14 protein-coding genes are annotated in these 14,961 nt (G+C 65.1%); 5 read left to right on the forward strand and 9 right to left on the reverse strand.

What is annotated here, in order from left to right:
• Positions 1–25: 25 nt before the first annotated feature.
• Positions 26–337, reverse strand: a complete 312-nt coding sequence (rpmB, locus tag FNV92_RS03065; RefSeq protein ID WP_014439270.1) for a 50S ribosomal protein L28 — start codon at positions 335–337, stop codon at positions 26–28.
• 481 nt (positions 338–818) lie between these two features.
• On the opposite strand from rpmB, the gene FNV92_RS03070 reads away from it, so the two are divergent.
• The 5 genes from FNV92_RS03070 to FNV92_RS03090 all read left to right on the forward strand — a co-directional run bounded on the left by FNV92_RS03070 (position 819) and on the right by FNV92_RS03090 (position 7,849).
• Positions 819–1,682, forward strand: a complete 864-nt coding sequence (locus tag FNV92_RS03070; protein ID WP_143842316.1) for a DUF3108 domain-containing protein — start codon at positions 819–821, stop codon at positions 1,680–1,682.
• 800 nt (positions 1,683–2,482) lie between these two features.
• Positions 2,483–5,872, forward strand: a complete 3,390-nt coding sequence (locus FNV92_RS03075; RefSeq protein ID WP_334266088.1) for a helicase-related protein — start codon at positions 2,483–2,485, stop codon at positions 5,870–5,872.
• 105 nt (positions 5,873–5,977) lie between these two features.
• Complete coding sequence (locus tag FNV92_RS03080; protein ID WP_244623775.1) at positions 5,978–6,220, forward strand: S4 domain-containing protein; 243 nt, start codon at positions 5,978–5,980, stop codon at positions 6,218–6,220.
• Positions 6,221–6,352: 132 nt separating this feature from the next.
• Positions 6,353–6,691 (forward strand): ferredoxin FdxA, encoded by a 339-nt coding sequence (fdxA, locus tag FNV92_RS03085; protein ID WP_014439274.1) that lies wholly within the window; start codon positions 6,353–6,355, stop codon positions 6,689–6,691.
• A gap of 348 nt (positions 6,692–7,039) precedes the next feature.
• Positions 7,040–7,849, forward strand: a complete 810-nt coding sequence (locus FNV92_RS03090) for a CarD family transcriptional regulator (protein WP_168213377.1) — start codon at positions 7,040–7,042, stop codon at positions 7,847–7,849.
• A 118-nt stretch (positions 7,850–7,967) separates the two neighbouring features.
• On the opposite strand, the gene FNV92_RS03095 is transcribed toward FNV92_RS03090, so the two are convergent.
• The 8 genes from FNV92_RS03095 to cyoB form a co-directional block, all read right to left on the reverse strand.
• On the reverse strand, positions 7,968–8,327 hold the full coding sequence (locus FNV92_RS03095; protein ID WP_143842311.1) for a DUF1496 domain-containing protein: 360 nt from the start codon (positions 8,325–8,327) through the stop codon (positions 7,968–7,970).
• A 55-nt stretch (positions 8,328–8,382) separates the two neighbouring features.
• Positions 8,383–8,931, reverse strand: a complete 549-nt coding sequence (locus FNV92_RS03100) for a hypothetical protein (protein WP_014439277.1) — start codon at positions 8,929–8,931, stop codon at positions 8,383–8,385.
• Between the two features lie 250 nt (positions 8,932–9,181).
• Positions 9,182–9,715, reverse strand: a complete 534-nt coding sequence (locus tag FNV92_RS03105) for a response regulator transcription factor (protein ID WP_014439278.1) — start codon at positions 9,713–9,715, stop codon at positions 9,182–9,184.
• Positions 9,705–11,114 carry an ATP-binding protein gene (locus tag FNV92_RS03110; protein ID WP_168213376.1) on the reverse strand — a complete coding sequence of 470 codons (1,410 nt, stop codon included), beginning with the start codon at positions 11,112–11,114 and terminating at the stop codon, positions 9,705–9,707. Before FNV92_RS03110 ends, FNV92_RS03105 begins: the two co-directional genes overlap by 11 nt.
• On the reverse strand, positions 11,086–11,937 hold the full coding sequence (locus FNV92_RS03115) for an SURF1 family protein (RefSeq protein WP_143842309.1): 852 nt from the start codon (positions 11,935–11,937) through the stop codon (positions 11,086–11,088). The genes FNV92_RS03110 and FNV92_RS03115 overlap by 29 nt, the downstream gene beginning before the upstream one ends.
• A gap of 13 nt (positions 11,938–11,950) precedes the next feature.
• On the reverse strand, positions 11,951–12,331 hold the full coding sequence (gene cyoD / locus FNV92_RS03120) for a cytochrome o ubiquinol oxidase subunit IV (RefSeq protein WP_014439281.1): 381 nt from the start codon (positions 12,329–12,331) through the stop codon (positions 11,951–11,953).
• Positions 12,328–12,957, reverse strand: coding sequence for a cytochrome o ubiquinol oxidase subunit III (gene cyoC / locus FNV92_RS03125; RefSeq protein WP_143842308.1), 630 nt, complete (start codon positions 12,955–12,957; stop codon positions 12,328–12,330). The genes cyoD and cyoC overlap by 4 nt, the downstream gene beginning before the upstream one ends.
• Complete coding sequence (gene cyoB, locus FNV92_RS03130) at positions 12,958–14,955, reverse strand: cytochrome o ubiquinol oxidase subunit I (RefSeq protein ID WP_143842307.1); 1,998 nt, start codon at positions 14,953–14,955, stop codon at positions 12,958–12,960.
• Positions 14,956–14,961: the final 6 nt, after the last annotated feature.

Genomic DNA, 14,961 nt, shown 5'->3' on the forward strand with positions numbered 1-14,961 from the left:
CCCCCGCCCAATTCAAAAAATTCGCTTAGCTCGCCTTCTTCTCCGGCGCGACCGACGGGCCAACCTTCTTCTGGATGGCGCGCTTCAGCTCGAGGGCGCGCGGCGACAGGGCGTCGGCGTTGGCCTTGAGCAGGTAGGCGTCGAGGCCGCCATTGTGGTCGACGCTCTTCACCGCGTTGGTGGAGACGCGCAGGCGCACGTTGCGCTCCAGGGCTTCGCTGATGAAGGTGATGTTCACCAGGTTCGGCAGGAAGCGGCGCTTGGTCTTGATGTTGGAGTGGCTGACCTTGTTCCCGACGAGGGGGCCCTTGGCCGTCAGTTCGCAGCGGCGAGACATGGCATAAATCCTTGAGTTCGATCCCCAACGAGTGCGGCCGCCATTCGGGGCGCCACGGGGGCTAATTCTTTCGTCCTTGCAGGGAGCGGCGGACGTATAGGGGGGAAGGGGCGGGTAGTCAAGGATTTGGGCGGGGCTTTCGCCTCTCCCCGCGTGCGGGGAGAGGCCGGAATGCGCGCGATTAGCGCGGATTCCGGGTGAGGGGGAGTCTCCGCGAGGGAGGAGCCGGTTGATTGCGCCCCATTCCCTCCTCCCCCGGGGAGAGTCCCCCTCACCCCGACCCTCTCCCCGCAAGCGGGGCGAGGGGGAGGTCGACCCCGATCACCAAAACGGCAGTGTTTGCCGCACCTTACCATCACATAAAGGGCGTATTCACCCCCGAGATAACGGGTGGAGTTCCGCGCCTGACATGTCCAGACGCATTGTTTGCCGCGGTTTTTGGCTTAAGTAACCACCGTCTGCACTCCGATTGGATCGTTTCGTGCCCGCATCCTCCCCCTTCGCGCCCCGGCCGGGTTCTGCCGGCCGGCTGGCTCTGGCGGCCCTTTGCGGGCTCGCCGTGGCGTGGGGAGCCGCGCCCGCGGCGGCGCAGGGCAAGCTCGAGGCGCAGTATGAGGCGACGCTGGCCGGCATTCCCGTCGGCAAGGGCGTCTGGAACATCGACATCGGCGACGACGTGTTCTCGGCCGCGGCCAGCGGCGGCACCTCGGGCCTGCTGAAATCGATCGCCAACGGGTCCGGCGCCGGCGCCTCGCAGGGCCGGGTGGTCAACGGCGCGCTGGTCGCGACCGGCTACCAGGCCTCCACCACCACCTCGAAGAAGACCGAAGAGATCCGCATCACGCTCGACAAGGGCAATGTGAAGGAGTTCGGCATCGTGCCGGAGCCGCCGGTCGATGCCGACCGCATCGTCGTCACCGAAGCGCATCGCCGCGGCGTCTGGGACCCGATGACGGCTTCGCTGGTGCGCGTAGCAGGCACGGGCGATGTGCTGTCGCCGGAGGCCTGCCACGGCAACGCCGCGGTGTTCGACGGCCGCATGCGCTACGAGCTCAAGCTCGATTTCAAGCGCATGGAGGCGGTGAAGGCCGAGAAGGGCTATCGCGGCCCGGTCGTGGTCTGCTCGCTGTATTTCGTGCCCGTGGCCGGCTACATCCCCGATCGCCCCGTGATCAAATACCTCGCCGCCCAGCGCAACATCGAGGTCGCCTTCGCGCCGATCGCGGGCACCCGCATCCTGGTCCCGTTCTGGCTGAAAGTGCCGACCCCGCTGGGACCGGCCATGCTGGAAGCGACCAGCTTCATCACCTCAGCCCAGCCGCCCAAGGTCGCCAAGACGCAGTGACCTTGTTTACCCTCCCCTGGAGGGGGAGGGTCGATCGCGCGCAGCGCGAGCGGGGTGGGGTGATCTCTCCCCACGAACGGTGCCCGAGCGGAGAGATCACCCCACCCCGCGACGCCTTTCGCTGCGCTCCAGGCGTCACGACCCTCCCCCTCCAGGGGAGGGTGAGAAAGCGACGCCTTTTCAATACCCTCCCTACTGTGCATGGGGTTGTTTTCGCCGAACCGAATTTGAAGGGACCGGAATCGGGGAATCCATTTGACTCCTCCCCGATTCTGATTCGACTCCGCGCCATCCCCAACTTAACAGTTTCCGTCATCAAATCGTCGCTTGTGCGACCGGCCGAAACTCCATCTAGTGCTGGTCAAATCAGAGTCCCGCGACATGTTGCGTGAACGGAACAGGACTCTCGGGGGAGTCAGCGATTCGGCCGCGATTCGTTCTAGAGTCGTTCCGAAGCTTAAGGCCAGCGGGAAAAGCGTCGCAAAGTGAGACAGTTGCGCGGGATTCTTCTCCCTCGCCCCGCTTGCGGGGAGAGGGTTGGGGTGAGGGGGAGTGTCCGCAGAGGCAGTGACAGATGGATTCGCGGAAGCTCCCCCTCACCCGAATTCGAGCTGCGCTCGAATTCGACCTCTCGCCGCAAGCGGGGCGAGGTGACTTCCAAGCGCTTCGCGCCTCAGGCTGACTGCGTCAGCACCTCGCCGCCCCAAACAGCACTGACATTCGCCGCATCAGGCATTACCTAATCAGCAGATGCCCTTTTCCTCCCCCCCTTCGCCTCCGAGCGCGCCCGTTCCGATCGTGTGCCCGGCGCCGGCGTCACTGCGGTGCTCGGGCCGACCAACACCGGCAAGACCCATCTGGCCATCGAACGGATGCTCGCGCATTCGTCCGGCGTGATCGGCCTGCCGCTGCGGCTGCTCGCGCGCGAGGTCTACAACAAGATCGTCGCGCGGGTGGGGCCCGAAGCCGTTGCGCTGGTGACCGGCGAGGAGAAGATCAAGCCGAAGAACCCGCGCTACTGGGTGTCGACCGTCGAGGCGATGCCGCGCGACCTCGACGTGTCCTTCCTCGCCGTCGACGAGATCCAGATCGCATCTGATCTGGAACGCGGCCACGTCTTCACCGACCGCATTCTCAACCGACGCGGCCGCGACGAGACGCTGCTGCTGGGCGCCGCCACCATGCGCCCGATCATCGAGCGGCTGCTGCCGGGCGTCTCCATGATCACCCGTCCGCGGCTGTCGCAGCTGGAATTCGCCGGCGACCGCAAGATCACCCGCCAGCCGCGCCGCACCGCCATCGTCGCCTTCTCCGCCGACGAGGTCTACGCCATCGCCGAGCTGATCAAGCGCCAGCATGGCGGCGCCGCCGTGGTGCTGGGCTCGCTGTCGCCGCGCACGCGCAATGCGCAGGTCGAGATGTTCCAGAGCGGCGACGTCGACTATCTCGTCGCCACCGACGCCGTCGGCATGGGCCTCAATCTCGACGTCGACCACGTCGCCTTCGCCTCCGACCGCAAATACGACGGCTATCAGTTCCGCCGCCTGACGCCGTCCGAATTCGCGCAGATCGCCGGCCGCGCCGGCCGTGCCACGCGCAACGGCACCTTCGGCACCACCGGCCGCTGCGGGCCATTCGAGCCCGAGCTCGTCAACGCGCTGCAGAACCACACCTTCGATCACGTGAAGATGCTGCAATGGCGCAATTCGAAGCTGGATTTCTCCTCGCTCGGCGCGCTGCAGGTGTCGCTGAACCAGTCGCCCGGCCACGAGGCGCTGACGCGCGCGCCGATCGCCGAGGACATGCGAGTGCTCGACCACGCCGCCCGCGACGCCGATGTGCGCGATATCGCGCATGGCAAGGACGCGGTGGAACGGCTGTGGGAGGCCTGCCAGGTCCCGGATTACCGAAAACTGTCGCCCGCGGCCCATGCCGAGCTCGTCACCACGCTCTACGGCTTCCTGATGCAGAAGGGCTGCATCCCCGATTCCTGGTTCGCGGCCCAAATCGACCAGGCCGACCGCGTCGACGGCGACATCGACACGCTGTCGGCCCGGATCGCGCAGATTCGCACCTGGACCTTCGTCGCCAACCGTCCGGACTGGCTGAGAGACCCCGAACGCTGGCAGGGAATCGCCCGCGAGGTCGAAAATAAATTATCGGATGCGCTCCATGAACGCTTGACTGAGCGTTTCGTTGATCGTCGGACCAGTGTATTGATGCGCCGCCTGCGGGAGAACACGAGCTTGAATACGGAAATCGGCAAGACCGGCGAAGTCATCGTCGAAGGCCATGTCATCGGCCGTCTCGATGGCTTCACCTTTGCACCGGATGCGGCGGAAGCCGGCTCCGATGCGAAAGCCTTGCAGGCTGCCGCGCAAGCGGTGCTCGCCGGCGAGATCAACGCGCGTGCCGAAAAACTGGGCGGCGCGCCCGACGAGCAGTTCGTGCTGACGTCGGAAGGCACCATCCGCTGGACCGGCGACGCCGTGGCGCGACTGTCTGCCGCAGAGGACGCGCTGGCGCCGCGCATCCGCATCATCTCCGACGAGCGTCTCACCGGCCCGCCGCGCGAGAAGGTGCAGGCGCGGCTCGAGCTCTGGCTCAAGACCCATATCGAAAAGCTGCTCGGGCCGATGTTCGAGCTGTCCAAGGCCGAGGACGTCACCGGCATTGCCCGCGGCATCGCCTATCAGCTGGTCGAGGCGCTGGGCGTGCTCGAGCGTCCCAAGATCGCGAGCGAGCTGAAGGATCTCGACCAGTCCTCGCGCGCGACCTTGCGCAAATACGGCGTCCGCTTCGGCGCCTATCACATCTATTTCCCCGGGCTCTTGAAGCCGGCCGCCCGTGCGCTCGCCGCGCTGCTGTGGGCGCTGAAGCAGGACAATGTCGATCTGTCCTCGCTGTCGGGCGCGCAGCATCTGGCCTCATCAGGCCGCACCTCGTTCCCGGTCGACAAGCAGCTGCCGCGCGATGCCTATCGCGTGCTCGGCTACAAGCAGGCCGGCGAACGCGCCGTCCGCGTCGACATCCTGGAGCGCCTGGCCGATTTGATCCGCCCGGCGCTGGCCTGGCGCGAGAATTCGCCCGGCGAAAAGCCCGCCGGCACGTTCGACGGCCGCAGCTTCATCGTGACGCAGGCGATGACCTCGCTCACCGGCTCGGCCGGCGAGGATTTCGCCTCGGTGCTGCGCGCGCTCGGCTATCGCATGGAGAAGCGTGCACCGTTGCCGCCGAAGCCGGTCGTGGCTCCTGCTGAGACGCCGGCTGCCGAGGCTGAAGCCGCCGTGGCCGAAGCGCCGGCCGCGGATGCCGCCGTGCCTACGGACACCGCGATCGAAGCCGCCGCCGAGCCTCTGACCGTCGAAGACGCGCCCGGCATCGAGCAGCACGACGAGCCCGCCCCCGAAGAGCCGGCGCTCGAAGCATCCCCCGAGGCACCCGTCACGCCCGAAGACGCCCCCGGCATCGCGCCGCCTGCGGAAGAAGCCGCTGAGGCTGCTCCGGCTGAGACCGCTACAGCTGAGAATGCTTCAGCTGAGGCTGCTCCGGCCGAGATTGCCCCGGCAGAGGCTGCCGCGCCGGAAGCCGCCGCATCGGCCGATCCCGCCGCACCTGCGGAAGCCGCGGCCGCTCCCGCGGAGCCTGAGCTCATCGAGGTCTGGCGTCCGGCTGGCCGTCACGAGGATCGCAAGCCGCGCCACGAGCGCCATCGCCACCAGCGCCATCACAATCAGCGTCCGCAGGCTGGCGCCGAAGCAGGCGCCGCGCCGGCCGAGGCTGCCTCCGGCGAAGCTGCCGAAGGCGGCAAGCCAGGTGAGCGCCATCGTCATGGCGGCGGTCGCAGAGACGGCGGAAGGGATTTCCGCAAGCCGCGCGAGGGTGGTGCTGAAGGCGCGCCGCGTCCCGAGGGACGCGACGACAAGAACCGCCGCTTCGAAGGCAAGGATCGCGACAAGGATCGTGATCGCAACAAGGGCAAGTTCGGCGGCGATCGCAACAAGGGCAAGCCCGGTGGCGACCGCGACAGCCGCGGCCGCGACAAGGGCCGCGATCGTCAGGGCGGTCCCTCGCTGCGGCCCTACGCCTCGAGCGCGAACCCGCGCGAGCGCGATCGTCCGGTCGATCCGAACTCGCCCTTCGCGAAACTCGCTGCGCTGAAGGAGCAGCTTGCCGGGCGCAAGGAATAGCGGTTTCAGGCGAAGTGTGGAGCGGTTCGCGTGAAGACAACGCGTCAAATGGAGTGAGCTACGTCCGAGCGGCAGCGCCTCGACAAATGGCTGTGGCATGCGCGGGTGGTGAAGGCGCGCACCTCTGCGGCTGAGCTCGTCGAAAAAGGCCGCGTCCGCGTCAACGGCGCGCGCGAGACATCGCCGGGGCACGCGATCAAGACCGGCGACGTGCTCACCATCGCGCTGGACCGCACCGTGCGGGTGTTGAAAGTCACAGCCTTCAACGAGCGCCGTGGCGATGCCGCCTCGGCCCGCGTGCTCTACGAGGAGCTCAGCGAAGCCAATCCGGATTCTCAGCGCAATTAATTGCGCTTTGAATTCATTTCTTGGTCCGTCAAACGCACAAAGCCGTCATGATCGGCCGTTCCCGACCTTGCAGCGCCGGGCCATCCGCGCTACGCAAGCCGCGACTTTTAAAAGAGCTTTTCGGAGCGTTGGATGACTTACGTCGTCACTGAAAACTGCATCAAGTGCAAGTACACCGACTGCGTCGAGGTCTGCCCGGTCGATTGTTTCTACGAGGGCGACAACATGCTCGTCATCCATCCTGACGAGTGCATCGACTGCGGCGTGTGCGAGCCGGAATGCCCCGCCGACGCCATCAAGCCGGATACGGAACCGGGCCTAGAAAAGTGGCTGTCGGTCAACGCCGACTACGCCAAGAGCTGGCCGAACATCACCCAGAAGAAAGAATCACCCGACGACGCGAAGGAATTCGACGGGATGGAAGGCAAGTTCGAGAAATATTTCTCCCCGAACCCCGGCTCCGGAGACTAATTCGGGCTCAAACTTAACCCTAATAGCTTCGTGAACGCTGAAAACAGGCCTGAAGACCCCTAAATCATTGATTTTTGCGGGAAATGTGCTATATTGGGCACATTAAGCTGAACCCCCCGTCAGCCCAGTTGGCCCCGTTGGGTTCCCGTGAAACCAAATGTCGAACAGGGGCGTGGCAGTTTCCGCGCGCAGGCTGTGTCACAGAAAACGCGTAAAAAGAGTACTTCCGCGAGGGCTTCCCATAAGGAGGCCAAAAAAGTCGCCGCGGCCAGCCGTAGCGCATCCAAGGGTCGGGCCGCTGCCAAGGCGCCGCCGGCTGCAAAGTCCTCGAAGAACAAAAGAAGCGCAATGCCTAACAAGACTGCCAAACCGGCCGCGAAGGCGACCGTTGCAAAGCCTGCTGCCAAGCCCGCTGCCGTCAAGGCTCCCGCTGCCAAGCCCGTTGCTCCGAAGGCCCCTGTTGCTGCCGCCCCTGCCAAGGCGCCCGTTGCTGCTGCCAAGCCGGCCGTGAAGGCCGCTGCACCCGCGCCGAAGGTCGAGGAAAAGAAGGTCGTGACCCAGCGTCAGGGCTTCAAGGCCAACGAATTCGTCGTCTATCCCGCTCACGGCGTCGGCCAGATCCTGGCCATCGAAGAGCAGGAGATCGCCGGCGCGAAGCTCGAGCTGTTCGTCATCAACTTCATCAAGGACAAGATGACGCTGCGCGTGCCGACCGCCAAGGTCGCCAATGTCGGTATGCGCAAGCTGTCCGAGCCGACGCTGGTGAAGAAGGCGCTCGAGACCCTCAAGGGCCGCGCCCGCGTCAAGCGCACCATGTGGTCGCGTCGCGCCCAGGAATACGAAGCGAAGATCAACTCGGGCGACATCGTCGCGATCGCGGAAGTCGTGCGCGACCTCTATCGCTCCGAATCGCAGCCTGAGCAGTCCTATAGCGAACGCCAGCTCTATGAAGCGGCGCTCGATCGTCTGTCCCGCGAGATCGCGGTCGTGCAGCACTCGACCGAGACCGAAGCGGTCAAGGAGATCGAGGCCCAGCTCGCCAAGAGCCCGCGCCGCAACGCCAAGGCGGAAGCCGCCGAGGGCGAAGGCGAGGCGGATGCCGAGGGCGAGACCGACGAGACCGATGGCGACACCACCGTCGCCGACGAGGCCGCGTAAGCTTCTCATCGCGTCGATCGCAACACATCAAGCCCGGCCGCTCGGCCGGGCTTTTTGTTGTCGCCTTTTTGGTATCGACGGCTCAGCGCCGGGCTTCGCGCCGTCCGGCGCAGACCGGTCACTCGCAATATCGCTTGCCGTTGAAGTCGAAGCATTTGGCGGCGCTGATCGAGGGATCGCGGTGGTGCACGCGATAGGCCGCCGTCCGGACCCGCACATGACGCGGGCGGACATGAGGTACGGAAGCGGTGCATCGATCCGCCAGATCCTTGTCGGCGACGGTTGTCCAGGTGAAGCGTCCGCCGTCCGAGCGGCAGATCAGGGCAATCGATTTCTGTACGCACAGGAACGCGCCGTCGCTGTAGCTCCTGCTGGCGTAGACGCAGGTCGGCGTGGCCTGCTCGGCCTGGCCCGGCGTGGCGGCTGAAAGCACCGCGAACGCGGCCAGCGCGATGGTGACACTGTGCGACGTCTTCATGAATGGGGCTCGCTATGGTCGAAATGGCGGGGCGCTCTCGGCATCCGGTTTCAGCCTAGTGCTCGAAGACGTTGCCGGCCTGGATCGAGCAGCTCGTATTGCTCACATGCGCCTCCTTGATCTCGAGCCTCGCTCCGTTGATCAAGGAGCGTCCCCGCGCGATTGCGGTGCCGTTTTCCCGACCGAGTACCACATTGGCGGTACAGCCCGAGAAGTCCGCGTTGAACTCGATCCGCACGAGACGAACACCGCCGGCAAACTGGGTCGTCACGATCAGAGACCGGCCGCTGATCCGGGCCTGCTGACTTCCCGCGCCATCCGATCCGACACTGCTGGCCTGGCCTGTTTTCGGCCTGCCCCTGCCGCCGCCGTAAACTGTCCGCCGCGCGAACACGCGGCCCTCCGACGACACGTAGGCACTGAGCGTGTGCGAAAAGCTCTTCGGCGCAAACTCGCCCATGCCGCCCAGGCGCTGAAGCCTCTCCTCGGTCCATCCCGCCGTCACTGACTTGCCACGCAGTTGCGGTGCGGCGCCTTGCGCCAGCGCCGGGGACAAGCTTGCAGCAAGTAGAAGCGAACACCATCGCGCGCGCGCCAGTAACATCTCGGCCTCCAAAAATGATCTGAAAAACAATATTCGTCCGTGCGCGTTCTCACAGACATGTAGTCACGGCAGCAGAGTGCAATTCACGTCCAGGATGTATCGATCCATCGCTGCTTGCCGGCGGGATCATCGATGATCGCAATTGCGCGGTCAAGATCGGCTGGCCTCGGGCACTGGAGCGAGGCGGCGAAGTCGGGCCGCAATGTCAGAATCGTCCCGGACCTGCGCGGGGCCTAGCCGGGACGGCAGCTCACTTCACCGGCCGCTTCTCGAGCTTCCGTGCCAGCGTGCGCCGGTGCATGCCGAGCCGCCGCGCTGCCTCCGAGATGTTGAAATCGGTCTCGATCAGCGTCTGGTGGATGCGCTCCCATTCCAGCGTCTTGATCGAGGTCGGCCGCGCATCGAGCGCGACTTCGACATTGCCTTCGGCCTTGTTGAAGGCGGCCTCGATGTCGTCGGTGTTCGACGGCTTTGCCAGGTAGTGGCAGGCTCCCAGCTTGATCGCCTCGACGGCCGTCGAGATGCTGGCAAAGCCGGTTAGCACCACGATCAGCATCTCCGGATCATGCGTATGCAGCAGCTCGACGCAGGCAAGGCCTGAGGCGCCGCCGAGTTTGAGGTCGACGACGGCGTGGCCGAAGGACCGTTCCTCCAGCACCTTGCGGACCTCCTCGATCGAGGCGGCGAGCACGACATCATAGCCGCGGCGCTCGAATGAGCGCTTCAGCGTGCGCGCGAAGCCGGCATCGTCCTCGACGACGATGAGCGATCGGTCAGGCGTCAAAGCTGCCTCCGATCGCGAGCGTTGCGAGCGGCAGCGTCAGGCGGACGGTGGCGCCACGCTTGCGATGATTCTCGGCGGTCACACTGCCCCCGAGCTTGCGCACGACGTTCACCACCAGGAACAGGCCGAGCCCGCCGCCGGCCCGGCCCTTGCTCGACTGGTAGGGCTTTCCGAGCTGCGCCAGCATTTCCGGAGCGAAGCCGGGACCGCGATCGCTGATCGATAGTACGAGATTGTCACCCTCGCGCTCGGCCAGAAATTCGACCCAATCACGCGAGACCTCGTAGGCGTTGTCGAGCACGTTGAAGATCACCTGTTTCAGCGCAACGTCCGAGACGATCGCGACATCCTCGCCGAACGTATTGACGAAGTAGAGCGTGCGCGCCGAGCGCGCGTCGCGCCACTCCTCCACCAGCGCCGTGACGAAAGCCGTCACCGTCGTTGGCGAAGAGCCTTCGCCGCGCGCTTCCCCCGCCGACACCAGGATTCCTGTCACGATGGATTTGCAGCGTTGCAGCGACGTCTCCATCTCCGAAAGATCCTCGGCGAGCTCCTGATCGGCGGCGAGATCCGGCATGCGGCGCCAGTCGCTGAGGATGACCGAGAGCGAGGCGAGGGGCGTGCCGAGCTCGTGCGCCGCGCCGGAGGCGAGCAGGCCCATGCGCACGATGTGGTCCTGCTCGGCCGCATGCTGGCGCAGCGCCGCCAGATGGGCGTCGCGCTCGCGCAAGTTCCTGTTGATGCGCGTGACAAAGACGACCAGCAGAACCGCATTGAGGGCGAAGCCCAGCAGCATGCCGGCGACGGTGAGCGAATAGGTCTCGCTGAGCGGATTTGGCGGCAGGTCGAGCGGTCTGTAGGCCAGCGTCAACCACACGAAACATGCGCAGGTCAGCGCGACCAGCGACCAGGTCGAGCGGGCATCGAGCAGCACCGCGCCCAGCGTGACCTGGAGCAAGAACAGCGAGGTGAAGGGATTGGTGGCGCCGCCGCTGAGGTAGAGCTGCGCGGTCAGCGCGGCGACGTCGAGCATCAGCGCGACCAGCAGCTCGTTGTTGGTGATCGCGGCGCGATGGCGTACCCAAACGAGGCTCGAAACGTTGAGCAGCAGCAGCGCGCCGATCACCGCGCCCATCCGCTCGAGAGGCAAGGGGATGCCGAGACCGAAATGCACGCCACCGATGGTCAAGATCTGGCCGACTACCGCGGTCCAGCGCAGCTGGATCAGCAACGCCATGTTCTTGCGGTTGGTCTCGTCGTCGGTCGGCGCGGCGCCGATCAAGCCGCTGCGCGCGTCCGCCTGCGATTGCAGCGTGACGGCGAACCCGCCCAGCTCTTTGGCAAGTGCTTGGGGAGGCATCTTGCCGTCGTCAGGTCTGCTCGACGATCGTTCCAGCATCTGATCCCGTCCTGCGGGCGGAGGCATCGGGGCCGCCGGCCGGTTCGTGGACGATGCGCTGGCGGCGGAACAGCCCGCCGCCGAAAGTGACGAAAAGCCAGCCGGCCAGCATCAAAGCCAGGGCAAACCACGTCAGCGCGTAGATCAGGTGGTTATTGGGAAAGCGGACCACGGTCAATCCGCCGATGGGGCCACCGCCTGATTGTGATCCGGCGTCGGCGTCGACGAAAAAGGGAGCGGCCTCGTGGAGGCCACGGGCGGCGGCAATCGCGGCGACGTCCCGCGAATACCAGCGGTTATGCTGGGGGACATTATTCCGGAGGAAGCCGCCTTTCGGCTCGGACATGCGTAACAGGCCGGTGATCTCGACCGGGCCGTCCGGATTGCCGTCCCGGCGTGCCGATGCGTCGCGCCGCTCGGACGGCACGAAGCCCCGGTTGACCAGAACCTGCGTGCCGTCGCCGCGTTGAAGCGGCGTCAGTACCCAATAGCCGGGGCCTCCCTCGGTGACGGCCTGTACCAGCGTCTCGCGGTCGTGCAGGAAGCGGCCGGTGAGGCTGACGTGCCGGTATTCGTCGTTCGCGGCGGTGACCGCGGACCATGCCGCCGGCGAGGGGATCGGCTGGGCGGGGGCGTGAACGCGCTGCTCGACGCGGTCGATCAGCGCCAGCTTCCAGGCGCGGCGCTCGACCTGCCAGACGCCGAGCGCGATCAGAACGGCAAAGGCCGTAAGCGAGAGGACCGCGAGCCACAAGGACGGGGAGCGCGCAGTGTCGTCGCGCGTCCCCTCTGTTTCGCTCGCCGCGGTCCTGGTCTTGCTCAATTCAGAGCCTCGCTCACTTCATTCCCGTCATCTCGTGCATCGGCATCATGTTGCTGTTGAGGTGGTTCATCACCCACAGCGAACCGGACAGTGCGATCACCACCATGACGATGGTGAAGATCAGCGCCATCATGGTCCAGCCGTTCTCGGATTTGGGGCTCATGTGCAGGAAGTAGATCATGTGCACGACGATCTGCACGACCGCGAAGGCCATGATGACGAGTGCGGTGATCTGCTTGCTCGGAAGCGCGCCGCTCATCACCAGCCAGAACGGGATCGCGGTCAGCACCACGGAGAGCACGAAGCCGAGCATGTAGCCCGAGAACGTACTGTGGGCGTGGCCGTCGTCGTGGTGATGGTCGTGCGCGCCAGCGGCGTGGGTATCGGTGTTCATCGCAGAACTCCCAGGAGATAGACGAAGGTGAAGACGCCGATCCAGACCACGTCGAGGAAGTGCCAGAACATCGACAGGCACATCAGCCGGCGGCGATTGGCCTCGATCAGGCCGAACTTCCAGACCTGAACCATCAGCGTGACCAGCCAGATCAGGCCGCAGGAGACGTGCAGGCCGTGGGTGCCGACCAGGGTGAAGAAGGCGGACAGGAAGGCGCTGCGCTGGGGTGTGGCGCCTTCATGGATCATGTGGGCGAACTCGGTGAGCTCGATCCCGATGAAGGCGAGGCCGAACAGGCCGGTGATCGCCAGCCACATCTGCGTCTGCGCGATCTTGTTCTGCTGCATCGCCAGCATGGCGAAGCCATAGGTGATCGAGGACAGCAGCAGCATCGAGGTGTTCACCGCGACCAGGTCGAGGTCGAACAGGTCCTTTGGTGCGGGCCCGGCGGCGTAGTTGGCGCCGAGCACGCCGAAGGCGGCGAACAGCATCGCGAAGATGAGACAGTCGCTCATCAGGTAGATCCAGAAGCCCAGCGAGGTGCTGTAGCCTTCCGGATGCGGGTGTTCGTCGGCGAGATAGAAGACCGGCTCGCCGGCCTGCGAGGAATTGACAGCGACAGTCATTTACTTGGCTCCGGCGAGCAGTTTGGTTCGCGCGTCCTCGGTCCGGATGACGTCGTCGGCCGGAATGTCGAAGTCGCGATGATAGTTGAAGGTGTGGCCGATCCCGACGACGAGCATCGCGATGAAGCTCGCAGCCGCCAGCCACCAGATGTACCAGATCAGGCCGAAACCCATCGCGGTGGCGAAGCCGGCGAGAATGACGCCGGTGCCGGTGCTGCTGGGCATGTGGATCGGCTTGAACCCGGTGAGCGGACGCTGGTAGCCGCGCCTCTTCATGTCCCACCACGCGTCATTGTCGTGAACGACGGGGGTGAAGGCGAAGTTGTAGTCCGGCGGCGGCGAGGAGGTCGCCCATTCCAGCGTGCGCGCGTCCCAGGGATCGCCGGTGACGTCCTTAAGCTGCTCGCGCTTGAGGAAGGAGACCGCGAACTGCATCAGCATCGAGAGGATGCCGAGGAAGACGAGGAAGGCACCGATCGCGGCGATGACGAACCAGATCTGCAAGCTCGGATCGTCGAACACGCGGAGGCGGCGGGTCACGCCCATCAGGCCGAGCACGTAGAGCGGCATGAAGGCGAGATAGAAGCCGACGACCCAGAACCAGAACGACAGCTTGCCCCAGAACACATCGAGCTTGAAGCCGAACGCCTTCGGGAACCAGTAGTTGATGCCGGCAAAGGCGCCGAACACGACGCCGCCGATGATCACGTTGTGGAAATGCGCGATCAGGAACAGGCTGTTGTGCAGGACGAAGTCGGCCGGCGGCACCGCGAGCAGAACGCCGGTCATGCCGCCGAGCACGAAGGTCAGCATGAAGGCGATCGTCCACATCATCGGCAGTTCGTAGCGGATACGGCCGCGATACATCGTGAACAGCCAGTTGAACATCTTCGCGCCCGTCGGGATCGAGATGATCATCGTGGTGATGCCGAAGAACGAATTGACGCTGGCGCCCGAACCCATCGTGAAGAAGTGGTGCAGCCACACCAGGTACGACAGGATGGTGATGACGACCGTGGCGTAGACCATCGAGGTATAGCCGAACAGGCGCTTGCCGGAGAAGGTCGAGGTGACTTCCGAGAAGATGCCGAAGGCCGGGAGAACCAGGATGTAGACCTCGGGATGGCCCCAGATCCAGATCAGGTTCACGTACATCATCGGGCTGCCGCCGAAATCGTTCGTGAAGAAATTGGTGCCGACATAGCGATCAAGCGAGAGCAGCGCGAGCACGACGGTCAGGACGGGGAAGGAGGCGACGATCAGGATGTTGGTGCAGAGCGAGGTCCAGGTGAACACCGGCATCTTCATCATGGTCATGCCGGGGCAGCGCAGCTTGACGATGGTACAGATCAGGTTGATGCCGGACAGCGTCGTGCCGACGCCCGCGACCTGCAGCGCCCAGATGTAATAGTCGACGCCGACGTCAGGACTGTAGCCGATGTTGGACAGCGGCGGATAAGCCAGCCAGCCGGTGCGGGCGAATTCGCCGATGAACAGCGAGGCCATCACCAGCACCGCGCCGCCGACCGTCATCCAGAAGCTGAAATTGTTCAGGAACGGGAACGACACGTCGCGGGCGCCGATCTGGAGCGGCACGACGTAGTTCATCAGGCCGGTGACCAGCGGCATCGCCACGAAGAAGATCATGATCACGCCGTGGGCGGTGAAGACCTGGTCGTAGTGATGGGCGTTGAGATAGCCTTCGGAGCCGCCAAAGGCGAGCATCTGCTGGCCGCGCATCATCAGCGCGTCGGCGAAGCCGCGCAGCAGCATCACGATGCCGAGGATCATGTACATGATGCCGATACGCTTGTGGTCGACCGTGGTGAACCATTCGCGCCAGAGGTAGCCCCAGAGACGGAAATAGGTGAGGCCGGCGAGCAGCGTGGCGCCGCCGAGCGCGACCATCACGAAGGTGCCGACGACGATCGGCTCGTGCAGCGGCAGCGATTCGATGCCGAGCCGGCCGAAGATGAGCTTGAGAAGATCAGGAGACATGCGAGC

Source organism: Bradyrhizobium cosmicum (assembly GCF_007290395.2).
In the GTDB taxonomy this organism is placed as follows: domain Bacteria; phylum Pseudomonadota; class Alphaproteobacteria; order Rhizobiales; family Xanthobacteraceae; genus Bradyrhizobium; species Bradyrhizobium cosmicum.